At 70.4% G+C, this 24569-nt stretch carries 20 protein-coding genes and 2 pseudogenes; 7 read left to right on the top strand and 15 right to left on the bottom strand.

Annotated elements, in window-relative coordinates:
- Positions 1-420 precede the first annotated feature (420 nt).
- A complete protein-coding gene (locus tag ACFV1W_RS23230; RefSeq protein ID WP_380419127.1) occupies positions 421-1683 on the top strand; it encodes an IS110 family transposase in 1263 nt (420 codons plus the stop codon).
- Between the two features lie 20 nt (positions 1684-1703).
- On the opposite strand, the pseudogene ACFV1W_RS23225 reads toward ACFV1W_RS23230, so the two are convergent.
- The 10 genes and pseudogenes from ACFV1W_RS23225 to ACFV1W_RS23180 form a co-directional block, all read right to left on the bottom strand.
- Positions 1704-2407, bottom strand: a pseudogene (locus ACFV1W_RS23225) (transposase); the annotation flags it as partial.
- A 105-nt stretch (positions 2408-2512) separates the two neighbouring features.
- On the bottom strand, positions 2513-3010 hold the full coding sequence (locus tag ACFV1W_RS23220; protein WP_380419126.1) for a hypothetical protein: 498 nt from the start codon (positions 3008-3010) through the stop codon (positions 2513-2515).
- Between the two features lie 32 nt (positions 3011-3042).
- Entirely contained in the window at positions 3043-3804 is a 762-nt protein-coding gene (locus ACFV1W_RS23215) for a hypothetical protein (protein WP_380419125.1), read from the bottom strand.
- 276 nt (positions 3805-4080) lie between these two features.
- A complete protein-coding gene (locus ACFV1W_RS23210) occupies positions 4081-5583 on the bottom strand; it encodes an ATP-binding protein (RefSeq protein WP_380419124.1) in 1503 nt (500 codons plus the stop codon).
- 26 nt (positions 5584-5609) lie between these two features.
- Positions 5610-6059 carry a DUF6238 family protein gene (locus ACFV1W_RS23205; RefSeq protein ID WP_380419123.1) on the bottom strand — a complete coding sequence of 150 codons (450 nt, stop codon included), beginning with the start codon at positions 6057-6059 and terminating at the stop codon, positions 5610-5612.
- A gap of 35 nt (positions 6060-6094) precedes the next feature.
- On the bottom strand, positions 6095-7564 hold the full coding sequence (locus ACFV1W_RS23200) for an SCO6880 family protein (RefSeq protein ID WP_380419122.1): 1470 nt from the start codon (positions 7562-7564) through the stop codon (positions 6095-6097).
- A gap of 140 nt (positions 7565-7704) precedes the next feature.
- Positions 7705-9108: an ATP-binding protein gene (locus ACFV1W_RS23195; RefSeq protein WP_380419121.1), complete on the bottom strand. Its 1404-nt coding sequence runs from the start codon at positions 9106-9108 to the stop codon at positions 7705-7707.
- Between the two features lie 22 nt (positions 9109-9130).
- Positions 9131-9826: a hypothetical protein gene (locus ACFV1W_RS23190; RefSeq protein ID WP_380419120.1), complete on the bottom strand. Its 696-nt coding sequence runs from the start codon at positions 9824-9826 to the stop codon at positions 9131-9133.
- Complete coding sequence (locus tag ACFV1W_RS23185) at positions 9826-10134, bottom strand: DUF6112 family protein (protein ID WP_360462222.1); 309 nt, start codon at positions 10132-10134, stop codon at positions 9826-9828. The genes ACFV1W_RS23190 and ACFV1W_RS23185 overlap by 1 nt, the downstream gene beginning before the upstream one ends.
- A 78-nt stretch (positions 10135-10212) precedes the next feature.
- Positions 10213-11400, bottom strand: a complete 1188-nt coding sequence (locus ACFV1W_RS23180; protein ID WP_380419119.1) for a C40 family peptidase — start codon at positions 11398-11400, stop codon at positions 10213-10215.
- 573 nt (positions 11401-11973) lie between these two features.
- Between ACFV1W_RS23180 and ACFV1W_RS23175 the strand changes: the two genes are divergently transcribed.
- Complete coding sequence (locus ACFV1W_RS23175) at positions 11974-12720, top strand: DNA-methyltransferase (protein WP_380419118.1); 747 nt, start codon at positions 11974-11976, stop codon at positions 12718-12720.
- Between the two features lie 83 nt (positions 12721-12803).
- Here ACFV1W_RS23175 and ACFV1W_RS23170 read toward each other — a convergent pair whose 3' ends face one another.
- The 5 genes and pseudogenes from ACFV1W_RS23170 to ACFV1W_RS23150 form a co-directional block, all read right to left on the bottom strand.
- Positions 12804-13754, bottom strand: coding sequence for a hypothetical protein (locus ACFV1W_RS23170; RefSeq protein WP_380419117.1), 951 nt, complete (start codon positions 13752-13754; stop codon positions 12804-12806).
- A gap of 199 nt (positions 13755-13953) precedes the next feature.
- A complete protein-coding gene (locus tag ACFV1W_RS23165) occupies positions 13954-14241 on the bottom strand; it encodes an N-terminal phage integrase SAM-like domain-containing protein (protein ID WP_380419130.1) in 288 nt (95 codons plus the stop codon).
- Positions 14242-14454: pseudogene (locus ACFV1W_RS23160) on the bottom strand (Arm DNA-binding domain-containing protein); the annotation flags it as partial. It abuts the gene before it with no gap.
- 460 nt (positions 14455-14914) lie between these two features.
- On the bottom strand, positions 14915-15568 hold the full coding sequence (locus ACFV1W_RS23155; RefSeq protein WP_380419116.1) for a hypothetical protein: 654 nt from the start codon (positions 15566-15568) through the stop codon (positions 14915-14917).
- Positions 15569-15729: 161 nt separating this feature from the next.
- Positions 15730-17133 (bottom strand): FAD-dependent oxidoreductase, encoded by a 1404-nt coding sequence (locus tag ACFV1W_RS23150; RefSeq protein WP_380419115.1) that lies wholly within the window; start codon positions 17131-17133, stop codon positions 15730-15732.
- A gap of 550 nt (positions 17134-17683) precedes the next feature.
- Here ACFV1W_RS23150 and ACFV1W_RS23145 point away from each other — a divergent pair.
- The 5 genes from ACFV1W_RS23145 to ACFV1W_RS23125 all read left to right on the top strand — a co-directional run bounded on the left by ACFV1W_RS23145 (position 17684) and on the right by ACFV1W_RS23125 (position 24404).
- Positions 17684-18223: a TetR/AcrR family transcriptional regulator gene (locus tag ACFV1W_RS23145; RefSeq protein ID WP_380419114.1), complete on the top strand. Its 540-nt coding sequence runs from the start codon at positions 17684-17686 to the stop codon at positions 18221-18223.
- 178 nt (positions 18224-18401) lie between these two features.
- Positions 18402-18944: a TetR/AcrR family transcriptional regulator gene (locus ACFV1W_RS23140; protein ID WP_380419113.1), complete on the top strand. Its 543-nt coding sequence runs from the start codon at positions 18402-18404 to the stop codon at positions 18942-18944.
- A 456-nt stretch (positions 18945-19400) separates the two neighbouring features.
- Positions 19401-20828 (top strand): flavin monoamine oxidase family protein, encoded by a 1428-nt coding sequence (locus ACFV1W_RS23135; RefSeq protein WP_380419112.1) that lies wholly within the window; start codon positions 19401-19403, stop codon positions 20826-20828.
- Positions 20829-21166: 338 nt separating this feature from the next.
- The gene (locus tag ACFV1W_RS23130; RefSeq protein WP_380419111.1) at positions 21167-22804 is read left to right on the top strand and encodes a serine/threonine-protein kinase; all 1638 of its coding nucleotides are present in this window, start codon (positions 21167-21169) and stop codon (positions 22802-22804) included.
- Between the two features lie 199 nt (positions 22805-23003).
- On the top strand, positions 23004-24404 hold the full coding sequence (locus tag ACFV1W_RS23125; protein ID WP_380419110.1) for a flavin monoamine oxidase family protein: 1401 nt from the start codon (positions 23004-23006) through the stop codon (positions 24402-24404).
- The last annotated feature ends 165 nt before the right edge of the window (positions 24405-24569 follow it).

Below are 24569 nucleotides of genomic sequence, written 5' to 3'. Positions count from 1 at the left end.
AACCCCGCCAGCGCCGCCTTCCACTCCTCGACCTGCCCCACCCCAAGATCAACCACTCGCCAAGTCAACCATGATCAAGTGCGGTTGCAGTACTAATGGGAGGCGAAGGTCGGCGGGTTTGACCTTCATGGGCGCGAGCTGAGCCTTTGAGTATGCCCGGGCCTGAGAGCCCTGTTGACAAGACGAGGCCGACTCGCGCCCTTCAGACGGGGCAGGAGTGTTCGTAGTCCGAGCCGGTTGCGCGGATCACCTCTCAGCTCTGCCTTGAGCTTTCAGCTCTGACGCGGACCGAGGGCCGTGTGACTCGCTGGGGTTGCGAACGGCTGGTGGGATGACGTGCCTTGAGCACTTCCATTAGGGAGCACGCGCACCCTGCACAGGCTCTGACCTGAGAAGAGAGTCGTCACGAAGGAGGGCCGGATGGAGATCACCGGGTTACCGACGCCAGTGTTCTGCGGGGTGGACTGGGCCGAAGATCACCACGACATCGCGCTGGTCGACGCGGGTGGACAGCAGATCGCCAAGGTTCGGATCAGCGACGATGCCGCAGGGTTTGCCCAGTTCGCGTCTCTGCTGGCTGAGCACGGTGACAACGAGGACACCCCGATCCCGGTAGCGATCGAGACATCACGCGGACTGCTTGTCGCCTGCCTGCGGTCCACCGGCCGACCGGTCTTCGCGATCAATCCGCTGGCGGTCGCCCGCTACCGGGACCGCCACTCCGTCGCCCGTAAGAAGTCGGACGCCGTCGACGCCGCGGTCCTGGCCAACATCCTGCGAACCGACATGGCCGCCCACCGCCCGCTGCCAGCGGACTCCGAGCTCGTCCAGGCCATCGCGGTGCTCGCCCGAGCCCAGCAGGACGCCGTCTGGGGCCGCGGCCAGGCCCACAACAAGCTTCGGTCCCAGCTCAGAGAGTTCTATCCGGCAATCCTCGACGCCTTCGCCCAGCACAAGCAAGGCCTGCGCTCGAGAGAGGCCCGCAGCATCCTGGCCGCAGCACCGACCCCCGCCATGGCCGCGAAGCTGACCCGGCGGCGTCTGCAGTCGCTGCTGAAGCAGGCCGGCCGCGTCCGCGGCATCCAGGCCGAAGCCGAACGGCTCCACGAGGTCTTCGGCCGCGAGTACCTTCACCAGCTCCCGCAGGTCGAGGCGGCTCTCGGACATCAGACTTCCGCTCTGCTCAGGCAGCTGAACACTGCCTGCGACAACGCGGACCAGCTCGAAGAAGCCGTCACGCAGGCCTTCGAGGAGCATCCGGACGCGCCGGTCATCCGTAGCTTTCCGGGTCTCGCCGCACTGACCGGCGCCCGGGTCCTGGCGGAGATCGGCGACGACCGGACCCGCTTCGCCACCGCCGGATCGCTCAAGGCCTACGCGGGAAGCGCCCCGGTCACCAGAGCCAGCGGCAAGAGCTGCAAGGTCATGAGCCGGAAGGTCAAGAACCAGAGACTGGCCGCCGTCGGCTACGTCTGGGCTTTCGGCGCTCTCACCAGGTCGCCAGGTGCCAGAGCCCACTACGACCGGCGGCGGGCAGCCGGCGATCGTCACGTGGCAGCACAACGGAACCTCTTCAATCGGTTCATGGGCATGCTGTTCCACTGCCTCCAGAACGGTCACACCTACGACGAAGCAGTCGCCTTCCCGGAGGCATTCGCAGGGCCCAGAGCAGCAGCCGCTTGACGCTTATCCGCGTGGGATGTCTTGTCCCCGGCGACCGCGTCGGGCCGGGTGCGGGGACGGCCGACCGGCCCGCGAACCCGTAATTTCTTGAGCACGGGGATGAACTGCGGGCTGTCGGCGGCCTGCCCCTCGGTGAGCACGAACACCAGCGGTCGGCACTTCCGTTCACCGGCGACATGGATCTTGCTGGTCTGCCCGCCTCTGGAGCGTCCGAGCAGGGCGGCCTTCAGACGGAGCTTGCGCCGCCGCCGGGTACGTCGTCGTTCTTCGCGTTCTGGGTCATCTGCGGTGTCCTGTCCGTCTTGTTCCTCCGGGCCGCCCCTTTTTGCCGGGCTTTCTCCGCCTCGTCTGCGGCCTTCTCCAGGGCCGACAGGGCGTCGGGGCGCAGGTGCATCCCGGCGGCGTCGTGGTGGGCCCGAACGGTGGTGGAATCCACGCTGACCAGCGACAAGTCCACCTCGCCCCGCCTCGCGGCCTCCGCGATCGCGCCCTCCAGCAGGGCTTCGAAGACGCCCGCGTCACGCCATTGCCGGAAGCGGTTGGAGACGGTCGACCACGAGCCGAACTCCGTCGGCATCTCCCGCCACTGCCCTCCGGTCCTGAACCGCCAGATCACGCCCTCGAACTGCTGCCGCAGCCGCTCCGGATACGGGCCGTACTCGCCGATCGGCAGGTACGGCTCGATGAACTCCCACTCCGCATCTGTCAGTTGCACTCGCGTCACGCAACATGACCTACCGCATCAGGCTCCACCCCGAGGGTAAAACCCACAAATTGATCACGACCCGATACTCGCCCTAGAGGCCTGCCGCCGGGCACCGCCTGCGGGTCACACGAAAGGGTTCTCCGTCGGCCGGTCGGCATCCGTCGCGGCATCCAGCAGCTCGGGCAGGTCCCCGGGTTCGGAGGTGCGCTGGTCGATCCACCAACCGGCACGGGTGATGGTGCGGGCCTGGTCCTCGATCCGCTCCCACACGGACTCCGGCATCCCGCCGTCCAGGACCAGCGCGGCGTAGGAGGCGGCGAGAACCTGGTGGCGGCAGCGGGTGCCCCAGGCAGTGCCCTTCTCGGTGCCCTCCAGCGGCGGCATCCGGTACTGCTCGGACCAGACGTCCGATTCGGCCTGCTCGGCCGCCCGCTTGGCCTCCAACCACGCCGCCTTCTCCGCCTCGTCGCCGGCCTTCGCCGAGCGCCAGCAGTCGGTGCAGTCCTGCTTGGCCAGCCACTCGGCGAACCCGGCCCGGCGGTCGGCCGGGCGGTCGCCGAGGTTCCGTTCCGCCTCGTGCCCGCACGAGTGGGTGATCTTCCAGATCTTCTTCACAGCCATTTCTGTGCTGCTCCTTGGTATCGGGGTGGTGGTCAGCGAGCACGCGCGAAGGCGATGCGCGGATCGACGGCCGCCGGAGGCGGGACGGCAGGCGCCGCGATGGCGCGCGGCCGGGAGGGTGCGGCGGCGAGGACGGCCTCGTCGACGCGGAACTTGCGCGTGGTGAACGCCTGGTGGGTCGTGGCGCGGTGGGCGGCGACGTCTGAGGCGAGCTGCGGTTCCACGGCCACGCGCAGGTCGCCGGCACGGTGTATGGCCGTGGTTGCGGAAGCCAGGTGCTCCAGTGAGTCGCCCCGGCCGACGGCGGCAGGAAGGGTGTAGACGTCGAGCACGTGGTTGTACTGCCAGCCGTGGGCTTCGAGGATTTTTCCGCCGCGCTCGACCGCGTTGACCGTGTCGGCGGTGGCGGCGACGATCCCGAGCCGGGGGTGTTCGGCGAAGGCGATGTCCGGCTCCGGAGCGGGCTGTCGGTTGTTCTCGGGCTCGTCAACACCGGTGTGCGCAAGGACCGGTGGCGCTTGGATGGTGTTCGCCGGGGCCAGGGACATGTCGGTGTCGACGCGGTAGCCGGTGCCGGTGAGGAGCTTGGCGGCCCAGGCGGCGCGCGCATCAGCCTCGCGCTGCTGATCGGCGAGCGCGAACAGGCTGGGGTGGCCGGGAATCCGCTGGAACTCGAGGCGTTCCAGCATCCACTCGGCGGCGGCCGACTGGGTGGGGAGAGCGGCGATGATGCCGTGGTCGGGGTGACGCCCGATGGCAACTTCGGGCAGCTGGCTGGGATCGGGGGCAGGCACGGTGGAACTCCGCTTCGCGGTACGGACGGTGAGGGGCGCGGGGATGGGAAAGGTCTGGTCGGGCGAGACATGACGGGCACCTTCCGTGCGGGGCGGCGGGGCTCAGTGGAATGGACGACGCCGGGGGCTGCGGCGAGAGCGGCCTCGGCCGGGTGGCCGGTGAGGGTACGGATGGAGGTGGGGGAGGTGGCGAGCGCGGCGAAGTCGGCAGGCTTGAGGTGGGAGTGGTCGAGGTAGGACGTGTTGTCGTTGTAGGACACGGCAGGAGTGCCTATCTCAGGCGGCGAGGCGGAAGTCGGTGTCGTAGAGCTGGCGTTCGCGCGGGTGGAGGAGGTGCTGCACGATGAAGCTCAGGCCGGCGACCTTCCACAGGCCCCGGCCGCGGCTGAGGGCGGCGATGGCCTGGGCTTCGACGCCGGTGAGGCCGAGCAGACTCATGGCGGCGGGGATCTGGTCGGGTTCCTGGCGGTAGATGATCCGGGTGGAGCAGTCGGCGAGCAGGCCCTCGGCGAGGACGCGCCCGCGCGATCCGGCGTCGCCTGCGGACAGCAGGTCGGAAAGCCGGTGCAGGATCAGCAGGTTGGCGATACCGAGGCCACGGCTGAGCTTCCACTGCTGCTGCATGCGCTCGAGCAGGCCGAGATGGCGCATGATTCGCCACGCCTCGTCGTAGATCACCCATCGCCTGCCGCCGGAGGGGTCGGCGAGCGCGGCCTCCATCCAGGCCGAGGCGCAGGTCATCGCGAGGACGAGGGCGGTGTCGTCGCCGCTGCTGCCCAGGCGGGACAGGTCGATGGAGAGCATCGGGGCGTCCGCGTCGAAGGTCACCGTGGACGGCGCGTCGAACATCCCGGACAGGTCGCCGCTGACCAGGCGGCGCAGGGCGTGGGCGAGGTCGTCGGCGGCGTGGCCGATCCGCCCCTCGTTGCCGAGGGTCGCGTCCAGGCGCTCGCGGGTACCGAGGAGGCGGGCGATGTCGCCGAGCAGCGGCACGGTGCCGTTCGCGGTGGCGTCGGTGACGGCCAGGTCCAGGGCGGCGGACAGGCCGGTGTGCTCCATGGGCAGCAGATCGCGCTTGAGTACGGTGGCCGCGAGGCTCGCCAGGAGGAGCAGGCGGCGCTTGCGGACCTCGCCGGTCCAGTCTTCCTCGCTCACTCCGTCTGGCCGCTGCGGCGTGTCCAGCGGGTTCAGCCGTCCCGGCAGGCCAGGGCCGAGCGCGATGGTCTGACCGCCGAGTGCCTCGGCCAGGCCGGACCACTCACCCTTCGGGTCGCTCGGTACGTAGATCTTGTATCCGTGGGCGATGGCGCGGGTCGCGATCGACTTGGCGAGCGCGCTCTTGCCCATGCCGATGACGCCGCACAGGATCGCGTTCGGGTTCGTGAACCCCTCTATTCGGCCGGAGTTGTAGAGCGCGAACGGGTCGTAGCAGAAGGAGCCTTCGGCGTGGAGGTCGCGGCCGATGAAGATGCCCTCGGCGCCGAGGCCGGCCTCGGCGAGGAAGGGGTAGGCGCCGCCTGCGACGGCGGTGGTCATGCGGTGCTTGGGGAGGCGGAGCTTGGCGACGCGGGCGGAGGCGGGGCCGGGCCTGCCGGCGGCGGGGTAGGTGGGCTGGAGTTCGGGGTCGGCGCCCTCGTGCTCGCGGCGCTTGGCCGGGGCCTGGGCGGAGCGGGCCTTGGTGCGGGCTTCGGCGAACTCGGCGCGGGCGGCGCGCTGCTGGGCGCGGGTGCTCTTGCGCGGGACGAACAGGTGGGAGGCGGTGGCGCGGTTCCTGGGCATGATCACGAATCCGGGGTGGTCGGGGTTCAGCGACGGACGAGGCCGGTGAACGGGGAGTGCAGGTCGGCGGAGGTGGTGCGTCGGCGCACCAGCTGAGCTGTCTCCTGATGGCGGCGGCAGATGGTCAGCTCCGGGGCGCCCTCGGGCAGACGGGCGCGGCACGCGTCCGGGCTGGGAACTTCGCCGGTGCCTGGCCGGGGAGCTGCGTGGTAGGCGGCGTGGAGGTGGTCGGCGGCCTGCCACAGGCGGATGCGGGCGGCCTTGAGGTGGTCGCCCTCCCCGGGCAGCAGCGGCGAGGTGCGCTGGGTGTGCGCGTCGAGCAGGCCGTGCAGCGCGACCAAGTGCTCATGAAGCGCGTCGAGTTCGGAGCGGGAGGCGACCAGCGGCCCGGTGGGGATGTTGAGCGCGCGGTGGAAGTCGATCGCGGCGGTCGCGTAGGGGACGAAGTCCTGCGCGGTGGCGGTGGTGGCCGGCATCAGGGGTGCTCTTTCGGATTCGGGACGGGCCGGCATCAGGCGGCGAGGGCGAAGGGCAGGGCAGAGGCGGTGAACGCCTCGGCCTGCTGCCAGGTGAGCGGGCGCAGGTCGAGCTGGGCGCCGACGGCCGCGGTCTCCACCACGGCGCAGGCGGAGCGCAGTTCGTCCTCGGTGTCGGCCGAGACGGTCAGCAGGCCGGTGAGGGCGACGTCGGCGTGCCCGGCGATCAGCTGGCGCTCGCGGTCCTGGATGTCCTGGTACTCCACCGAGTCGGCTTCGGAGGCGACCTGTCCCTTGCGGGCGCGCTCGGCCGAGTCGGCGATCACGCTGGCCTTCTTGCGGCGTACGTCGCGCATCGCGGAGTCGATGTCCTTGGGCTCGTAGGCCAGGGAGACGGTGCGGCGCACACCGGAGGCGAAGAGCACCTGGTGCAGGAAGCCCGGGTTGACCTGGGTACGGGGCCAGTTCTCCACCCAGTAGGTGGAGTGGTGGGCGGAGTCCGTCGAGATGTGGTCGGCCTTCTCCAGGACGACCACGGGGCCGGCGGCGGCAGGGTCGGCGGCCGGGCGCCCGTCCTCGGACCAGCGGTCCAGCGCGGCACGGGACTTGGGGTCGTAGGCGGTTCGGGCGACGGCGGCGATCTCGCCGGCGTTCAGCCAGCCGGTCGGGTTGAGGCCGGAGGTGCGGGCGGATTGCTCGAAGGAGCTGGTCAGCTGGGCGAGGACCGCGAAGCCGCCGGTCAGGCCGCCGCCGGCCTGCGTGATCAGGCGTTTGGCGGCCTTGAAGTCGAGGGCGATGGCTACGTATGCCTCGTGCGGGGCGCTGGCCGGGCCCGCGTTCTGGATCAGCTCGCCGTAGAGGGCTCCCGCGAGCGGCGCATCAGGCTTCCCGTGCTCCTCCCAGTGGCGGCGAAGCCCGTCGCCGGAGTCGGGCACGGTCCGCTCGATCACCTGGATCCGGGTGACCTGGCCGGTACGGGCGAGCGCCGCCAGCGCGCGCCCCCACCCTGCGACGTTGGCGTTCTGGGTGCCGGGGTCCAGGAGGGCGTAGGCGCGACTGCTGACCTTCACGATCGCGGTGAGGGTGCCGGCGTGCGGGTCGTGGACGGCGCCGTAGCGGCGGTCGGGGGCGGTGACCACGCGCAGGCTGGCCGCGCTGCCGGGCAGGTGGAGCAGGCCCTCGCGCACCGGCCGAGAGGAGGGACGGATGAGCCAGATGAGCTGTCCGCGGAACCGGCGCAGCGCGTAGCGGGCGGCGATCGGAGCCCAGTCGGCGAGGGTACGGCCGCGGTAGCGGACGAACACGAACGGGGCTATCACGCCCCAGACGGGCAGGAACTCGAGGGCGCCGGTGACGCCCCGGGTGGTGAGGACGGCGAGCAGGAGCAGGCCGGCGGCGGCGGTCGTGATCAGCTGTGGGGCGCTTAGGCCGAGCAGGATGCCGCGCTTGGAGCGGTGGGGGAACTTGACGGACGCAGGGGTGGTGTCGGGCGTCGAGGAGGACATCGGGGTTCCAGAGGGGTGAGAGTGCGGGCGGCGGGCGGGGGCGCGGCACTCTTCTGGACGTCATCGCAGGGACTCCTTTGCTGGTCGTGGGGCCTGGGGCGGGCGGCGGGCCGCCGCCCGCCCCAGGGAGGGGGTGCCGGTCAGGAACCGGGGTTGCTCGGCCGGTTCGGGTAGACGAACCGGACCGGATCAGGAGCAGAGGCCCCGCTCGGCGCAGGTGCGCTCATCGCGGGCGGTGCTGGGGGAGCGCCAGGTGCGGACGGCGCGGCCGAGCCCTCCGCAGCGCTCCGGATGCTCGGGGCGACCGGCTCCTCCTGGCCGCCGGACATCGGCTGGCCCTCCCTGCCGCCGGAGGATGCCCGGGTGATCAGGGCCGGGATGCCGGGTCGGGTGACCAGGGCGCGTCCGCGGTCGCCGGGCGCGCTCGGGTCCTCGCCGAAGCGGAACTTCGTCGGCTGCTGCTCGGGCCCGGCGTCGATGCCCTCCTTGCTGACCCGTCCGGTCGGGTCGATGCCGGAGGAGACTCCGCCGCCGTCCATCCCCGGGACCTGGCTGGGGCCCTGCGGGGCCGGGACACCGGTACCCACCTGCATCGCGAGGCCGGCAGCGGTCTTCGCGGCACCAGCGGCCACGGCCATGCCGGCGACACCGGTGCGGTGCATGTCGTCGTGACCGGAGCCGTCGGTCGCCCAGTGGATGAACTTGTAGACGGCGTAAGGGCACATCAGGACGAGCACCATGATCACGACACCGGCCATGACGTCCGAGAGGGCGGCCATCCCGTCCTTGGCGTCGGAGTCGCCGATCGCGGAGACGCCGGTGATGAACACGACGGTCATCAGCAGCTTGGAGACCACCAGGGTGGCGGTGGCCTCGATCCAGCCGCGCCGCCAGCGCTGGGCCACCTCCCAGCCGCCGCCGGCCCCGGCGAAGCTGGCGAGCACGACCATGATCAGGACGCCGACCTTGCGGGCCACCATCACGCCCCAGTACAGGAACGCGCCGATCGCGCATCCGACGGCGACCAGGGCTGGGATCGCCCAGCCGAGCCCGTACATGAAGCCGAGCTCGGACACCTTGATGATCCGCCGGATCGCGTCCTCCAACGACGTGCCCGCCGCCTTGAACAGCCCGGCGGACAGGGCATCGACCACGGTCACCGCCACGGCGGTGAACGAGATCGCGCAGAACGAGAACAGGACACCGGTCATGGTGCCCCAGGCCGCACGGGCCAGGGCCCGGTCGTCCCTGCGCCAGGCGGCCAGGATCAGCTGCGCGCAGAACGTACCGACGGTCAGGACCAGTCCGATCGGCAGGATGAGCTGGTAATTGCTCCTGAACCAGGGGGCGTTCAGGTCGATGGCCGTGGTCTGGTCGACCGCTCGCGAGGCGAGGTTGACGGCGCTGGTCGCCAGCTCCGTCATCGACTTCGTGATCCACGCGCCAATGCCGTCGGTGATGCTCTTGCCCGGGTCCGAGACGAAGTTGATCGCGTCGACCGCGTCGCAGACCTGGTTGATCATCGGGATGTTGCAGACATCCATGAGAGGAACCTCCTTCCTCGGGTCAGGGCGAGACGGTCGGCAGCACACCGACCAGAGCGCAGGGACGGTCGGGGCGGCACTGGACGGCGAGGGTGGACGAGCGGTCCTCGGCCCCGCCCTGCGGGGCACCGTTCCAGGAGATCGACTGCTTGCCGGTCACGGTGACGGCGTAGATGTACGCCTGCTTGATCGCCCCCGGATCGGCCCGCAGCGCCCTGGTGAACGAGTCCGGGAAATGCGCATCGTCCGCCGTCGCGGTGGCGAACTGGCCGGAGTCGGCCATCCGTCCCCACAGCAGCGGCGAGGGCACCAGGCGGTCCACCGAGTCGGCGTCGGCGTAACTTTCTTCGGGCGTCAGCCAGCGGTGGAGGCCGGCCACCAGCTCCGGCTGCGAGTACGAGCGGGTGTCGTACGACCACAGCCCGACCGCCGCCGCCTTCGCGTACGCGATCGGATCGTGCGTCGACGGAGGACCCGGCAGCGAAGCGGCACCGTCCTTCGGCCCCGCCGACGCGGACACGGCCGGAGCGGCAGCTGTTGGCGAACTCGACACGCGTGAAGCAGCGTTGGGCGCGAAACGGGTGCCGCGGGTGAAGTAGGCGAGCGCGCCGGCCAGGACCATGAGGGCCACCAGGACCACCAGGCCGAGCAGCGCCCGGCGGCGCACGCGCGATGCGCCGCCGGACACGCCTTCACGAGTGAAGGAACGCTTCTGCATCAGTGAACCTGGCCGCCCAGCCCGGAGAAGAACGCCACGATGCCGTTCGCCGCGCCGATCAACAGCGCGGCGCCCGCGCTGACCAGCACGCCCTTCTTGCCATTGGCCTCGGCCTGGTGGCCGCCGGAGTGGTGGCCCCAGGCCCACACCCCGGCGCTCACCGCGAGCGCCCCGACAATCGCGATGATCCCGAACAAGTTGATCGAGCCCATCACCTGCTTGAGCACCGAAAGGCCAGGCAGGCCACCCTCGTTGGGGGTAATGCCGGGGTCGTACGCGAGCTGCGTGACCGCGTCCGCGAGGTACATGAAGAACTCCAGTTCGCATTTCGGGCGCGCCAAGGCAGCCCGGGGAGGGGGAAGGAGGGAGGAGGGGGGAGGTGCCGGTCAGACGACGCGGCGGGCCGCGAGGATCTCCGGCCGCCATTCGGCGAGGGTCGAGATCTTGACCACGTCACCGGTCTTGGGGGCCTGCACTACGAGCCCCGAGCCGATGAACATCCCGACGTGCTCCGGCACGGCGGCGGTGCCCCGGGTGAACAGCAGGTCGCCGGGCTTGAGCGCGTCCGTCGACACGGCCGTGCCTTGCTTGACCTGGGCGTAGGTGGTCCGCTCCAGGGAGACGCCGGCGGCCTTGTAGGCCATCTGCATCAGCGAGGAGCAGTCGCACCGGCCCATCGGGTCCGGCCCGTGCGCGCTCGCGCACGACCCGCCCCACTGGTACGGGGTGCCCAACTGGCCCAGTGCCCAGCGGATCGCGGTCTGGACCTGCTGCGGCGCGTCGGCCGGGATCGCGTACCCGGCCGGCAGAGAGCCGGCCGGGATGGTCCCGAAGTCGGTGCCGTCGCCGCCCGTCGTCGACGTCCCGCAGCTGCCGGTGCCCGGTGAGGGGCTCGCGGTGGCGCCGGCTGAAGGGGACGGTGTCGGCGTCGGGTTACCTCCGGGCGGCGGCGAGGCCGTGCCGGCGGGAGCGAGCAGCGGCTCGATCGCCTTCTGCAACGCGGTCGCCAGCGGCTCCCACTTCGCGTAGGCGTCGGGGTAGCCGCTCCTCTGCACCGCCTGGGCGGCTTGGGTGACGGTCATCGACTGCCAGCCGCTGACCTGGTTGAGCGCCTCGTAGAACTTCGTCGAGGCGTACACCGGCTGCATGATCTGCGCCGGCGTGCCCCAGCCTTGCGAGGGCCGCTGCTGGAACAGGCCCAGGGAGTCCCGGTCGCCACCGTTGACGTTCCGCAGTCCGCTCTCCTGCAGGGCGGTCGCCAGGGCGACGATCTGCCCGCGGACGGGGATGTGCATGGCGACGCCGGTGGCCTGGATGGTCTTGGCGTTGGGGACTTGCTCGTCCGGCTTGTCCAGCCCTGCCACGCTCGGAGCGCTGAGTGGACTGGAGCCCTTGAGGATCGACTCCGCCTGCGCCGCGGCAGCGGAGCTGTCCACACCCTGTGGACCACCGCCCGGCGGACACGAGGCGGACGTGGCCGACGCGTTGCCCGCGCCGACGATCACCACCGGCAGGGCGAGCAGCAGTGGGCCGCAGGCGACGACACCGACGAGCGTGCCGACGGTCTTCTTCACGGCCGCCGCCGATCACCCGGGCGGCGCCTGGCGGTTGGCGGAGGTGGATGAGGGCACGGGTGTGCCAGGGCATGCTGCATCGCAGCGGCTCCTTGCGGGGTTCGTAGGAGGGCGCGGTGCCGGCCTCTCGTGCGAAGAAGTCGCCGGCACCGCGTCGGTGGTGAAGCCGCCCTTGCTCAGGGCGGGCCCGGATCACGGGAGTTGGTAGCTCCTGGACGCCGGTCTCGGGTCACGCGCGGCAGCCGGCCGCGCTCGTAATCTCAGCCGGAACACGTCGACTCCTCAGGGTGGGGGTAGGGGAGAGCGATCCGCCGACAGCCTCGGTTGGACGGGGCAGCACGGATCAACACGCGCCGAGCCGGGCCGAGTTGGCCTGCTGCCCGGTTGGCATGGCGAGACAGTAGACGCGAAAGACGGCCGCACCAAACGACCCCCGGCCAGGGCCGATCCCCAGGGAGCCGCTCGTTAGGTGCGGCCGTCGATCGCCGCTACCTTCCCCTGCATCCCCGCTTCCGGCGGCTGCCGCCGGGCGTCGCCCGGAGCGGGCCCACCCCTGCCCTGAAAGAGGAATCAGTGAGCTACAAGCTGCACCGAGGCGACGCCCTGACCGTGCTGAAGACCCTGCCCGACGAGTCCGTCAACGCCGTCATCACCGACCCGCCGTATAACTCGGGCGGGCGCACCAGCTCCGAGCGCACCAGCCGCGACGCCCGTGCCAAGTACGTGCAGACCGGTTCCGCCCACGACCTCAAGACCTTCCCGGGCGAGAACCGCGACCAGCGCTCCTACCGCTCCTGGCTCACCGAGCTGCTGACCGAGGCGTACCGGGCGAGCACCGAGCACGCGGTTGCGATGGTCTTCTCCGACTGGAGGCAGGAGCCCACCACCAGCGACGCCCTCCAGATGGCCGGCTGGACCTGGCAGGGCACCATCCCCTGGATCAAGCCCGCCAGCCGACCCCGCAAGGGCGGCTTCAAGCAGTCCGCCGAGTTCATCATCTGGGGCGTCAAGGGCACCCTCGACAACAGCCGGGACCTCTACCTGCCCGGCCACTTCATCGCCTCCCAGCCCCGCAAGGACCGCGTCCACATCACCCAGAAGCCGGTGGAGGTCATGCAGCAGCTCGTCCAGATCTGCCCCGAAGGCGGAACCGTCCTCGACCCCTTCACCGGGAGCGGCTCGACCGGCGTCGCCGCCCTGCGCGAAGGCCGGCACTTCCTCGGCGTCGAACTCAGCCCCCACTACGCCGACGTCGCCGAACAGCGGCTGCGAGCCGAGCTGACGCAGGACGACTTCGTCCTCGCCGGACCGGAGGCGTGACATGAGAACCACCACCAGGCCGACTGGCCACAGACGCGAAAGGGCGGCTGGAGACCAAGCTCCAGCCGCCCTTTCCTCGTCCGTCAGGACTCCTCGACCGCCCGGCGGATCAGCGGCACCGCCTTCTCCACGTCCGCCGACGAGGCGATCCGCACCTCCAGGTCACCCGTCCCCAGGTGCCCGATGCCGCGCACGTCCCGCGTGAAGCCCTCCTCCAGCTCCACCGTGTCCGGGTCCAGCCGCAGATACACCAGGATCGCCCGGTGTGACGGCGGCGGCCGGAAGATCACCGACGCCACGTTCAGCATCCGCCGGTAGGCGATGTAGTGCTTGAGCACCACCACCTCCAGCTCACCCGCCGCGGTCAGCACCTCGTCAAGCTCGCCGTACAGCTCCCGCAGGCACTCCGGCAGCTCCACCTGCGAGCCCGACGCCGCCGGCTCCGCACCCGCCGTCGGCTCGACGTACGCCGCGCCCATCGGCGCGGCCTGCGCCTGCGCAGCGCCGACGGCGGTGAAGCCCGGGACCGTCTCGACCAGCTGCAACGTCAGTAGGTCCGGACCGAAGACCCGGTAGCGCACCAAGTCGACTCGGAAATCCCGCTGGTAGGCAGAAGCAGCGACCCGGTCGTGGCGCGAGAACTCGCCCGCCACGCAGATCGCCCGAGACCGCCGCCAGTCGATCGCCTCCGCCACCTCGGCACCAAGCCGTCTACGTACCAGCGCCTCGAACTCATGCCGGTGCGCGGCCAGCCACACAAGGTACGACATCGTCTGCGCGATCAGTCCGCTGTCGCGACCGCGCTTGAACTCCACGACCGTTGGGACGTTGTTCTCGTCCAGCCCCAGCGTGTCGATCCGCCCCTGGTGCCACGGCCCCGTCGCGTACTCCGACGCGACGAACCGCACCCCCAGCATCGCCTCCAACGCTCCCTCGGCCCGCCGCTGCAGTTCCCGCTCCCGCGCCACCGTCGAACCCCGCAGCTCGACATCACGACCATCGCCACCCAGCCGGAACATCTTCAGATCGGTCACCTACGCCCCCTTCGCACGACCGTACGGAGTGGCCAATCGAGAAGAGGAACGACGTATTCCTCCTCGCTTCCGTCCCTTTGGTCTAGCGGGCCGAAGCGGCACCCGTCGGCTCGGAGGTCTCTGAAGGGCTGGCGGCGCCGGCTCGCTTGGCGGGGGCGCTAACCTCGCGCTTTCACGAGCGGGGCTGTCCGAGGCGTGATCAAAAGAGTCCCAGTATGGCTACCGCGTGGTGAACCGTGGTGCGGCCCCGGCCGGCGGCGAGCTGCGTACCCACCCAGGCGTCGATGTGCTTGGGCCGCAGGTCGACGAGCAGCATGCCGCCGAACGCCGGGACCAGGTCGCGCTCGATGCCCGCCCGGTAGCCCGCCCAGGTGTTCGGGGCCAGCGCCGGGCGCTTCGACTCCAGCCACTCGTACAGGAGCAGCCCGACGCGCAGCGTCCGGTCCTCGTACACACCCCGGTACTCGGCATCCAACACCCGCGCCATCTCCCGAGCCGCCTCCGCCCGGCTGGCGAACCCGCCCCGCCGCCGAGTCCTGCGCTTACCGCCCTCCGGCGCCAGATCCACCGCATACGTCCACCGACCATGACCGGCATCGTCGGCCAGCCGCGGACACCAAGGACCCAATTGCTTGCCGCTGCTCTCGTCCTTGCACCCGCACCGCCGGTACACCCTGCCCCGCTGAGCACGCTGCGCCATGGGTCTCCTCCTCGAACCAAGTGGTGATGGCCTGTCCAGGGTTGCCGGGGCGGTGGGCGCGTCGGCAGAGCGTGCCGGGCGGGGCGTGGAGCACAGCAAGATCGACCGGCCGGGACACGCGCCCGACGACACGCCGCAAGGATGATCACGGTGTGCGGTCGGTGGGTAGGCCCGCTTGATCGCGCAGAACTGGCCCGCGTGGGCGGCTTGCCGGAAGACCGGCTGCCGACAGGAGTGGACGGTCTGCTGGACGGGCCGGGACTGTTGGGCAGGCACGGCTTCGGTTTCCACTCGCCGCCATCGCCCTGGTCATTTCACGTCGGAGATGCGGCGCTTGGCCTTTGGGGGCCCGGCGGGGAGAGGCGGGCTGGCACTTCGAGTTGAGGACTGGTCACAGCCCACCCGGGCGCCCAAGCCGAGATCGGGTCCACTGCCTGAAGACCCCGGTCAGCCGCCGGGGTCAGATGCGGTGCGCGCGGGAGAACGGCCTCCCCGGGCTTCTCGGCCGTCGTTGTGGTTCGTTCGTTGTATCCGACTTCGGGGAGCCGTCGCCGGTAGCCGCCACAGGGAGGACGAGGGTACGGACGAGTCCGCCCGTAGGGTTGTCCTCAAGCGTGATCCGCCCTCCGTCGGGCGCCTTCAGCTGCCATGCTGCGGCCGGCGGGCCGACATCCGGGCTACCCAGTCCCGCGAACATCCAATGCTTCGCCTCACCGGCCAGGTTCGGCCCCTGGTCCGCCACCTGGACCACCAGAACATCCGGGCACCCGGGCCGGACTGCCGTCACCTCCGCACGGACCAGCACCCGGGCACCGGGCGGGGTACGCCGCCACGCGGACCTCACCATCGCGACCACCGCCTGCTCAAGTTGCTCCCGGTCTACGCGAACCGGTGGCAGCACCTTCGGCACCTGGACGGCCGTGGCAGCCTCCGGCACCGCGGCCACCGCTGTTCGTACAGCTGGCGTGACGACCGTCCACCCGGGCGCGATCGGCTGAACGGTGACGGCCCGTTCGGCCCGCCACCCCTGCGGGCCCCGGCGGCGCGCGGTAGCCGCCACGCGGGCGAACCAGCCGGCGACCGCAGGGGCGGGAAAGTGGCTGCGATCGTTCACGAGCATTCTTCTCCGTACAGTGGGGCGATTGGACGCCCGCCAGGGGTGTACGCGACGTGGACGCGGCCCATGCCGCCCGCGCCGAGCCGCGCTTGCCGGGCCGTACGGAGTCGGCGCCTCGAAGACCGAGGCAGACGAGGGATGGAGCCCCGGACGGCTCCTCAGTGTGCGATTTCCTTGGCTGCGCGGATTCCCGACAGGTAGGCCCCGTGGACGGTCGCGGAGGAATCGCGGTGCGTCGCCTCGCCGGCGAAGTGCACCCGGTCGCCGACCGGGGCCGCGAGCTGGTCCCGCGTTCCCGGGGTGGAGCCGGCCTTGTAGAACGAGTACGAGCCGCGCGCGTACGGGTCGGAGGCCCAGCGGGTGATCTGGAAGTCCGTCGGCTGGGGGATGTCGCCGCCGTACATGGTCTTCAGCGTCTCCACCGCGCTGGCGACGATCTGGGCGTCGCTCCAGCCCTCGATGGTGCGGCCGAAGTCTGCGGCGTTGAAGCCGAGCAGCACCGGCTGGCCGACGGCGCGGTTGAGGTTGATCCACTGCTCCCACTGCCCGTGCTTGTCCAGGTTGGGCATGTACATCAGCCAGTCGGTGTCCGCCCAGAACACCTTGGGAAAGCGCAGGTAGCACTTGTTGAGCACGCCCATGCCGAGCTTGTCGATGGCGGCCTGCTTGTCCGCGGGCAGGCCCGGTCCGAACTTGACCGAGCCGCTCTGCAGCACGCCCAGTGGCAGGGTCACCACCACGTGGTCGGCCAGGAAGGTGCCCTTGTCGGTGGTGACCGTCACGCCGCCGGAATTCCAGTCGATCTGCTGGACGACGTGCCCGGTCCGCACCGTCAGCCCCTTGGTCAGCAGGTCGGTGATCTGGTGGTAGCCGCCCGGGAACAGCACGTCCTTGCCCTTGATCGTGGCGCCGTTGTCGAAGTACAGCGCGGACATGTCGTTCACGCTGCCTGCGTACTCGTGCTCGAAGTCGTTCAGGGCGAAGGAGACCAGCGACTTGTCGTCGTTGGACAGTGACGGCCAGTTCAGCGCGCGCTCGACCACGCTGCGCATCGAGGTGTCCTTCTGGTCGTCGTTCTGGTCCTGGTTCGACGTCAGCGCCTGGGCGGTGGCCTTGCGCCAGCGCTGGATCGCCTGTTCGGCGTCGGCGTCGGCCTTGTGGCCGGTGGCGAGGTAGTCGGTCGCGCTTTCCAGGTCGGTCGTGACCGTCCGCGCTCCGGCCTTGGCGGCGAGGTCGGTGATCGGGTTCTTGTCGACACCGTGGATCCACGACGCCCCGAGGTCGACCGGCGTGCCGGACCACTGCTCACTGGTCCAGATCCGGCCGCCGATCCGGTCGCGCGCTTCGAGCACCAGCACCTCCTTGCCCTTGTCGGCCAGATAGCGGGCGGCGGCAAGGCCGCTGATCCCGGCACCGATGACGATCACACCGCTGCGGACGGGCGCAGCCGACCCGGGCGAGGCCGACGGAGCGCCCTCTGGGGCCGGGCCGTCCTCGTCCGCGTTGCTGCTGCAGGCGGCCAGGGTGCCGAGAGCGGCCACACTGGTTAGGCCGAGGCCCATGTTCGTCAGGAAACGTCGGCGGTACATCGTCATGGCTGTTCTACCGATCTGCGATCTGTCACGGGCTGGTACAGGAATTCCGCACGGCGCTCCGTTGCGTTCGACGGCCTGCCCGTGGGGCGAGATGGCCGCGCAGCCTCCGGCGGCGGCCCCGATCCAGTCGGGGAATCGCCTTGCGCGCGGCGGTACGTATCCAGTGGTCAGCCCACGGATGGGCACGGTGCGGGCCATGTTCCGCGTGGACCATTCCTGTTCACGCGGCGCAACATCGGTGACCCGACATCCGCACCTGGTGGGGCGGACACAAGGCGCCGACTCGCTGCCTTGAGGACATGGCGGCGGCCGGGGCCGGACTGACGGTGCTCCAGTCAGGCGCCGGGCGGATCCCCGGCGGAAGCGGTGTGGACGCGAAAGGGCCGCGCATCATCCGGAGCAGGTCAGGCCTCGGGGAACGGCGGTAACCCCTCTCTTCAGTACAATGAGGCTGATACTGCAGAGGATACATTGAGGCATCAATGTGTCAACAGAGGCATGGGGAGTTGGCTCGGCGATGCGTACCGATGCGACGGAGGTCCTGGATTCGGCGATCCCGGTCCTGGCCAAGGACCGGGCGGCGTCCATGCAGGTCATCGCCAAGCGGGCGGGTATCAGTCGGGCGACCCTGGTCCGTCTGTTTCCCACCCGCCAGCACCTGGTGCAGGCCATGGCCGCGAAGATCCTCGACGACTGCGACCGGGCCCTGTCCCGCGCCGAGGCCGACACCGACCCCATGCAGCAGGTGCTCGCCGCCCTGGTCGCCGAATACCCGCCGTTCGCCCAGCTGTGGAACCTCGTCTACGTCGAACCCGACGTCCTCGGCGTACCCGAAGCCAGCGCCCGGGCCGACGCGATCTTCGACCGGACCGTCAAGTTCTTCAAGCGCGGCCAGAAGGCCGGGCTGCTGCGCAATGACATGCCGGCCACCTGGCTGGCCTCGACCTTCTGTGGTCTGGCCGAGACCGCGTGGGAGCTGACCCTCGAAGGCGACATGGGTCCCCGCCAGGCTCCGGACTTCATCACGGCGATCCTCCTCCATGGCGCGGCCGCCTGACCTCTCCCGGAGTTCGAAGCGAGCGGTGCCCCCGACCCTCGAGTGCACGGCGCCGCCCGCCCGGCCGCCAGGGCTGTGATGGCATCACTGGCATTGCCGTATCGGCATGACGGTGTGGACACGTCAGGGGCTATATTGAGGCAGCAATGTGCCAATGGAGGCATGGGGAGCTGGTTCGGTGATGCGTACCGATGCGATGGAGGTCCTGGATTGGGCGATCCCGGTCCTGGCCAAGGACCGGGCGGCGTCCATGCAGGTCATCGCCAAAGGGGCGGGTATCAGTCGGGCGACCCTGGTCCGTCTGTTTCCCACCCGGCAGCACCTGGTGCAGGCCATGGCCGCGAAGATCCTCGACGACTGCGACCGGGCCCTGTCCCGCGCCGGGGCCGACACCGCCCCCGTGCGACAGGTGCTCGCCGCCCTGGTGGCTGAATACCCGGCGTTCGCCCAGCTGTGGAACCTCGTCTATGCCCGGCCCGACGTCCTCGGCGTCGCCGAGATCGGCGTACGGGCCGACGCGATCTTCGACCGGACCGTCGCGTTCTTCGAACGCGGCCAGGGCGTCGGGCTGTTACGGAAGGACATGCCGGCCACCTGGCTGGCCTCGACGTTCTGTGGTCTGGCCGAGACCGCGTGGGAGCTGACGATGGAGGGCTACATGGGTGCCCGCCAGGCTCCGGGCTTCATCCCCGCGATCCTGCTGTACGGTGCGGCCGCCTGACCGCGTCTCGGGGCTCGCGCCGCGGGGCGTGCTTCAGACCTTGGCCGAGGACGGCCCCACCCCCGACGGCGGCTTCGCCGTCCACGCCCGCCTTCCGCCGGCCGGCCCGAAGGCGTGACACCGAGGTCGCCACCGCCAATCCGGGCCTCCTCAGCGGTGGAATCACGACCGTCACCTACAGCCGCCTGCGCGAACCCACCAGCCAGCCCCCAGTGCCTCTGTTGACACATCACTGTATCAAAGTATCCTCTGTTGCGTCGGTCTCGCTCCACCGGTGAGGCGGATTGCCGCTGGTCGGTGTCCGCCACGGTGCAGGAGGCCGTCCCCGACCAGACGGGGTGCCCTCTTCGACGCCTGCGCGGCTTCCCCGCCCATGGCGGCCCGGCGAACGCGACGGTGCGTTCGGCGGAACACCCCCGTATCGGCCCGTGTCAGAAAGCAGATCGGTCAACAGTCATGACGATGCACCGCCGGCACTTCCTGCGGAGCGTAGGCCTGGGACTGCCCAGCCTCGCCCTTCTCGCCTCCCTCTCCGCCTGTGGCGACAACGGGGAAGACGGCGACGGCGCGGGTAGCGGCGGCGAAGGGAACGGGACGCCGGGCCCGTCCGGGCGCAAGAAGGTGATCGTCGTCGGGGCCGGGATCAGCGGCCTGGGCGCCGCCCGCTACCTGGCCGACAAGGGTCACGACGTGTCCGTGCTCGAAGCCCGCGACCGCATCGGCGGGCGGATCTGGACCAGTGAGAAGTGGTCCGGCACACCGCTCGATCTCGGCGCGTCGTGGATCCACGGCATCGACGGCAACCCGATCACCGATCTGGCCAAGAAGGCCGGCGCGAAGACGGTGGTGACCGACCTCGAAAGCGTCACCGACTACCTCGCGAGCGGCCAGGAGATCGAGGGCGCCCAGGCCCAAGCGCTCGAACGCTGGCGGAAGGCCACGGCGAGCGCGCTGTCGTCCTTCCAGAAGAAGGATGACGACGACGTTTCGATCCGCAGCGTCGTCCAGAACGCGCTGGGCTGGTCGAAGCTGTCGGACAGCGACAAGGCCCTGGTCTCCTACGCGCTGAACGACTACGAGCACGAGTACTCGGGCAGCGTCGACCAGATGTCGGCCCTGTACTTCGACGACGATGCCAAGATCAAGGGCAAGGACGTCCTGTTCCCGGGCGGTTATCACCAGATCACCGACTACCTGGCCAAGGGGCTGTCGGTGCAGACCGGGCAGGTCGTCAAGCAGATCGACTGGAACTCCGGCGGCGTGACGGTCACCACCGACAAGGGCGCCTTCCAGGCCGACCACGTGGTGGTCACGCTGCCGCTGGGCGTCCTGCAGAGCGGGTCGGTCAAATTCGGCCCCGGCCTGCCGAAGGACAAGACCACGGCCATCGGCAAGCTCGGCACGGGTGTCCTCAACAAGTGCTACCTGCGCTTCCCCAAGGTGTTCTGGGCGGACACCGACTGGCTGGAGTATGTGCCGGACCTGGGCAAGTACGGACAGTGGGCGCAGTGGATCAACATCGCCCGCCCCACCGGCCAACCGGTGCTGCTCGGCTTCAACGCCGCCGACTTCGGCCGCACCATCGAGGGCTGGAGCGATGCCCAGATCGTCGACAGCGCCATGAGCACCCTGAAGACCATCTACGGCGGCAACATCCCCCAGCCGACGGACTACCAGATCACCCGCTGGGCCTCGGACCCGTACGCGTGCGGCTCGTACTCGTTCACCAAGCTCGGCGCCACGTCCGATATGCGCAACCAGCTCGCGGCCGCCGTGGACGGCCGAGTGCACTTCGCCGGCGAGGCGACGGACCGCAAGGACTACGCCACCGTCCACGGCGCCTACCGGTCGGGCCTGCGCGCGGCCAAGGAGATCGCCGGCTGACACCGCCAGCCGCGTGACGAATTCCCGGATTGTTCCCCCGTCGTGTGGGCGGCGGGGAACACGACCGGGGTTCGTCCACCAGGACCCCGCCGGGCGCCCCCCCGACGCCCGCGGGACGGCAGCCCCCACCGGTGCGTGCCCCGAACGCACCGGCGGGGGCGTGCGGCGCGGCACCCCGAACGCCCGTGACCGGCCGCAAGATCCACGCGACCGGTCGAATGGGCCCGCTCCAGGCAATGACCGCGGCCGAATACGACCCGCTGCGATCTCGGACACGGCCCACACCCGGGGCTACCTCACACCTCGCCGCCCACCCGCACGACTTTGCTGGAGTCCCCATGACCGCGCAGCCCTTCGGCGCCCCGTCGTCCTCGGCCTTCGAGGCACTGACTCCGGACGACCCCGGCGAGGTCGGCGGCTACCGCCTGTGCGCGCGGCTCGGCGCGGGCGGCATGGGCCGCGTGTACCTCGCGTACACCCCCGGAGGGCGCCCGGTCGCGCTCAAGGTGGTCCGGCCCGAATTCGCCGAGGACCCCGAGTTCCGCCACCGCTTCGCCCAGGAGGTCGCCAGCGCGCGCCGCATCCACAGCCTTTACACCGCTCAGGTGGTTGACGCGGGCACCGACGACGCCGCCCCCTGGCTGGCGACCACCTTCGTACCCGGCCCATCCCTGCAGCAGACCGTCCAGCGCCACGGCCCGCTGCCGGAGCGTACCGTCCTGCTGCTGCTCGCCGGCGTCGCCGAGGCCCTGCAGGCGATCCACGCCGCTGCCGTCGTCCACCGCGACCTCAAGCCCGGCAACGTCCTGGTGGCCGCTGACGGACCGCGTGTCATCGACTTCGGCATCGCCCGCGCCGCCGACGCGATCCCGCTCACCGGCACCGGCCTGCGCATCGGCTCGCCCGGCTTCATGGCCCCCGAGCAGGCCCTTGGACAGCCCGCCAGCCCGGCCACCGACGTCTTCGCCCTCGGTGCCCTGGTCGCCTTCATCGGCTCCGGGGTGTCCCCCTTCGGGGACGGGCCCGAGCCCACCGCGCTCTACCGGGCGGTCCACGAGGAACCGGACCTCTCCCGCCTGCCGCACGGACTGCACGAGCTGGTCCGGTACTGCCTGGCCAAGAACCCCGAGGACCGACCCGGCACAGCCTGGCTGATCGAGGCGGCCCGCAGCCACCCCGCCACCGGCGGCGAACTCCGCTTCTCCCGAGGCTGGTTGCCCCCGCAGGTCAGCGGCGAACTGAACCGCCACACCGACCTGCCGGCCACACCTGTTCCGTCCGTCACCGTCCTCGACCCGGCCCGGGCCGAAGCCCCGACCGCCCGCGTTCTGCCCGCCCCGGCACCCACCCGACTGCAGCCGGAGCCCGCCGTCCCGGAACCGGTTGCCACGACCAGACGCAGAGCCGCGGCCACCGCGCGCCGGGGAGCCCGCACCGCACTCGTCACGACGGCCACTCTCCTCATCGGCGCAGCAGCAGCCTTCTTCCTGCTCGACTACACCGAATACTTCGACGACTCCGCCGAGCAGAACACCGCCGTCACCAGCAGCCTCCCTCCGTCTGCCACCCCCACCTCCACCCCCGCCTCACCGTCCGCGGCCCCCGGCTACACCGCCGTCTACACGAACCTCGAACTCACCTCCCCCGACCGTGACCACGAGTTCGACCTCAAGGCCGGGAAGGTCACCCAGGACACCTCCTCCTGGTACCTGGCCCGCCAGCCCGGCGCCTTCTACATCTCCGAGGACAGCGATGCCTTCATCGCCCCTCCCGGCCCTCTCGCGCTCCCCGACTGCCTCAAGGGCGTCGAAACACAGCCCACCTCCGCCCTGCCCTTCACCACCCTGCGCGCCGACCGCGCCTTCTGCGTCCGCTCCCACGGCGCCCAGGACATCGCCGTCATCCGCATCCTCACCACCGCCACGAACGACGGCCCGGTCAAGGTCTCCATCACCTACTACCACCACACCTCCTGACCGCCCGTCCTGCCGCGCTCGCAGCCGAACCGCGGGGCACAGCAGGGTCTGCAGATCCTTTGCCATCCGACCGCTTCGGGGCGGCCCGGCGGAGGCTGGGGGATCCCTCTTCCCGCACGTTGGCGAGCGCACTGGAGCGCGCACCGACGTTTCGCAGAAGTCCGTACACACATCGAAGATCGGTATACAGCCAATGACGATGCAACGCCGACGTTTCCTGGCGAACATGGGGGTGGGCCTGACCGGCGCCGCCGTGATCGGTTCCCTGTCCGCCTTCGGCACCGCGGACAGCGACGATCCCGCAGCTGGGGTTGTCCCGCCGGCACTGCCCGGCCGTAGTGACGTGATCGTCGTCGGTGCGGGGATCAGTGGTCTGGCGGCGGCACGGTACCTGGCCGACAAGGGGCAGAGCGTCCTGTTGCTGGAGGCGCGTGACCGGATCGGGGGCCGGATCTGGACCAGTGAGCAGTGGCCAGGGGTGCCGGTCGACATGGGTGCGTCGTGGATCCACGGCACCGACAGGAACCCGATCACCGACCTGGCCAACACGGCCGGGGCGCGCATGGTCGCGACCAGCGCCGAGAACGTCTCCAGCTACGTCTCCAGTGGCCAGCCGACGGACGCCGCCGCCCAGGCGGCGGTTCAGCGCTGGCGCAGGGCCACTGCACAGGCACTGACGTCGAACCAGGACCAGAACGACGCCTCGGTGCGCAGCGTGGTCGAGCGCACGTTGAACTGGTCGGCGCTGGCCGATGGCGACCGGGGCCTGGTGTCGTTCGCGCTGAACGACTTCGAGCACGAATACGCGGGCAGCGTGAACGACATGTCGGCGCTCTACTTCGACAACGACAAGAAGATCAGCGGCAAGGACGTGCTGTTCCCGGGAGGCTACCGGCAGATCACCGACCTGCTGGCCCAAGGGCTGACGGTGCGGACCGGGCACGTCGTCCAGCAGATCGACTGGGACGCTGGGGGCGTGACGGTCACCACCGACAGGGGTGCGTTCCAGGGCGACCATGTGGTGGTGACGCTGCCGCTGGGTGTGCTGCAGAGCGGCGCGGTGAAGTTCGGTCCCGGGCTGCCTGCGGACAAGCAGGCCGCGATCGACAAGCTCGGTGTGGGTGTGCTCAACAAGTGCTATCTGCGCTTCCCCAAGGTGTTCTGGGCGGACACCGACTGGCTGGAGTACGTGCCGGACCTGGACAAGCACGGGCAGTGGGAGCAGTGGATCAACCTCAACCGCGCCGTCGGCCAGCCGGTGCTGCTCGGCTTCAATGCCGCCGACTTCGGCCGCACGATCGAGGGCTGGAGCGATGACCGCATCGTCGCCGGCGCGATGGAGACGCTGAAGACCATGTACGGCGGTGACATCCCCCAGCCTGTCGACTTCCAGATCAGCCGCTGGGCCTCCGACCCCTTCGCGCGTGGCTCGTACTCGTACTACAAGGTCGGCTCCACACCGGCGATGCGTGACCAGCTCGCAGCCCGGATCGGCGAGCGTGTCCACTTCGCCGGCGAGGCCACGCACCGGTCCTCCTTCGCGACCGTCCACGGCGCCTACCTCTCGGGAATCCGCGGCGCCAAGGAAATCGTCGGCTGAGAGGTCATCGCTCGGGTACTGGAGCGCGGCGGTTGACGCTGCGGACGGAAGCACCGTCTGCGGGAGAGCCCCGTTCTGGGTAGGACGGTGTCGGGCGGGGGGGGGTGAAGGACACCCCCCCACGGTTTATTTACCGTAGTATGGGGGGCCCAAGCCCGACGGAAG

It is taken from the genome of Kitasatospora sp. NPDC059648 (assembly GCF_042734825.1).
Classification (GTDB): domain Bacteria; phylum Actinomycetota; class Actinomycetes; order Streptomycetales; family Streptomycetaceae; genus Kitasatospora.
This window is presented reverse-complemented; position numbering and strand designations above follow the sequence as displayed.

What these genes read in the sequence shown, in the direction of transcription:
- ACFV1W_RS23230 (WP_380419127.1), top strand. Translation starts at nt 421, where the DNA reads ATGGAGATCACCGGGTTACCGACGCCAGTGTTCTGCGGGGTGGACTGG.
- ACFV1W_RS23220 (WP_380419126.1), bottom strand. Translation starts at nt 3,010, where the DNA reads ATGGCTGTGAAGAAGATCTGGAAGATCACCCACTCGTGCGGGCACGAG.
- ACFV1W_RS23210 (WP_380419124.1), bottom strand. Translation starts at nt 5,583, where the DNA reads ATGCCCAGGAACCGCGCCACCGCCTCCCACCTGTTCGTCCCGCGCAAG.
- ACFV1W_RS23205 (WP_380419123.1), bottom strand. Translation starts at nt 6,059, where the DNA reads ATGCCGGCCACCACCGCCACCGCGCAGGACTTCGTCCCCTACGCGACC.
- ACFV1W_RS23200 (WP_380419122.1), bottom strand. Translation starts at nt 7,564, where the DNA reads ATGTCCTCCTCGACGCCCGACACCACCCCTGCGTCCGTCAAGTTCCCC.
- ACFV1W_RS23195 (WP_380419121.1), bottom strand. Translation starts at nt 9,108, where the DNA reads ATGGATGTCTGCAACATCCCGATGATCAACCAGGTCTGCGACGCGGTC.
- ACFV1W_RS23190 (WP_380419120.1), bottom strand. Translation starts at nt 9,826, where the DNA reads ATGCAGAAGCGTTCCTTCACTCGTGAAGGCGTGTCCGGCGGCGCATCG.
- ACFV1W_RS23185 (WP_360462222.1), bottom strand. Translation starts at nt 10,134, where the DNA reads ATGTACCTCGCGGACGCGGTCACGCAGCTCGCGTACGACCCCGGCATT.
- ACFV1W_RS23165 (WP_380419130.1), bottom strand. Translation starts at nt 14,241, where the DNA reads ATGGCGCGGGTGTTGGATGCCGAGTACCGGGGTGTGTACGAGGACCGG.
- ACFV1W_RS23150 (WP_380419115.1), bottom strand. Translation starts at nt 17,133, where the DNA reads ATGGGCCTCGGCCTAACCAGTGTGGCCGCTCTCGGCACCCTGGCCGCC.
- ACFV1W_RS23145 (WP_380419114.1), top strand. Translation starts at nt 17,684, where the DNA reads ATGCGTACCGATGCGACGGAGGTCCTGGATTCGGCGATCCCGGTCCTG.
- ACFV1W_RS23135 (WP_380419112.1), top strand. Translation starts at nt 19,401, where the DNA reads ATGACGATGCACCGCCGGCACTTCCTGCGGAGCGTAGGCCTGGGACTG.
- ACFV1W_RS23130 (WP_380419111.1), top strand. Translation starts at nt 21,167, where the DNA reads ATGACCGCGCAGCCCTTCGGCGCCCCGTCGTCCTCGGCCTTCGAGGCA.
- ACFV1W_RS23125 (WP_380419110.1), top strand. Translation starts at nt 23,004, where the DNA reads ATGCAACGCCGACGTTTCCTGGCGAACATGGGGGTGGGCCTGACCGGC.